The sequence below is a fragment of the Halomonas sp. ND22Bw genome, from assembly GCF_003011945.1.
Lineage (GTDB): Bacteria > Pseudomonadota > Gammaproteobacteria > Pseudomonadales > Halomonadaceae > Halomonas > Halomonas halophila.
Genome location: NZ_PXWD01000034.1, coordinates 1 through 1,159, shown reverse-complemented (window position 1 = coordinate 1,159; position 1,159 = coordinate 1). Strand labels below are relative to the sequence as shown.

At 58.8% G+C, this 1,159-nt stretch carries 1 protein-coding gene; it reads right to left on the bottom strand.

Annotation, left to right across the window (positions count from 1 at the left end; genetic code table 11):
* A partial coding sequence (locus tag CVH10_RS16825; RefSeq protein ID WP_106489323.1) for an IS481 family transposase occupies nt 1-1,039 on the bottom strand: 1,039 nt, incomplete at its 3' end.
* Nucleotides 1,040-1,159: the final 120 nt, after the last annotated feature.

The window sequence follows — 1,159 nt, the reverse complement described above, 5'->3', positions numbered from 1 at the left end:
CTGCCGTTTTCCTGGGCTCCTTCTTTGCCCCCTTGGGGAGTCCTTTCTTGAAGACGGCATAGGGCGTCGTCCCCTTCATGTTGCGGCCCTGATGCGGCCGTTTCGTGTTGTAGACGATCAGATAATCGTCCAGGTCTTGCTGCATCTCTTCCAGGGCCTCGTACCACTTGGTGCGCCCCTGGATGCGGAAGTGCTCGTCCAACAGGGTGCGGTGTAGCCGCTCGACGAAGCCGTTACTCTGCGGTCGCCGAACCTTGGTTGTGCGGTGCTCGATCTCTTCGAGCTGAAGGAACAGCTCATACGGATGCTGATCCTTCCGGCCGCAGAACTCTCGGCCGTTGTCGCTGAGCACCGTGCTGACTTTGGCGTTGTGGGCCTCGAAGAAAGGCAGCACGTCGTTGTTGAGCACATGCACTGCCGTGATGGGCAGTTTGCTAGTGTAGAGGCGCCCCCAGGCGTAGCGGCTGAAGCAGTCGATGACGGACTGCAGATAGACCTTGCCGACTCCCTTGAGCGTTCCGACGAAGAAGGTATCGACGGCAACCAGCTCGCCGGTGTGGTGGACTTCGATATGCCGTTCGCGGAACTCAGGGCTGAAGCGTTCCAAGTGGCGAACCTGATCTTCGGTCAGCTCGATCTTCTGCTCGCGTGTGGCCTTCTCGAGCCGCAGGAGACGCTCATGACGGGTCAGCAAATCATGGCGTCCCCAAACGCCTCTGACGCCCGTAGAGCTGACCTGAATGCCATGTAGCGCCAATTCTTGAGCGACGCGAACCGGACCGTGGGTGGGGAAGGCCAGGCTGTGCTCGAGAATGGCCGTTTCGATCTCTTCGCTAACGCGGTTGGGGTGTGGTCCCCGCGGCCCTGGGAGCTTGTCGACGAGCCCCTCGGAGCCGAAGGTTTGATAGTTGCGACGGATCTCATAGAACTGCTGTCGGGAGTAGCCCATGATCTTGCAAGCCTTGCTTACGTTCTGCAGATCCTTGGCCAGTTCTAGGAGACTGAGCTTGCGTCGTGCTACCTTCTCTTCGGTGGTCATAGTCGTTTCCTCATGGTGTTACAGCCGAGCGTCAGACACTCGTTCTATAACCCACGGGGGGCACTATGGCCACTTTGCTTTTCAGCGGCCGACTGTCAGGTAAATACCGTCACACCTCAT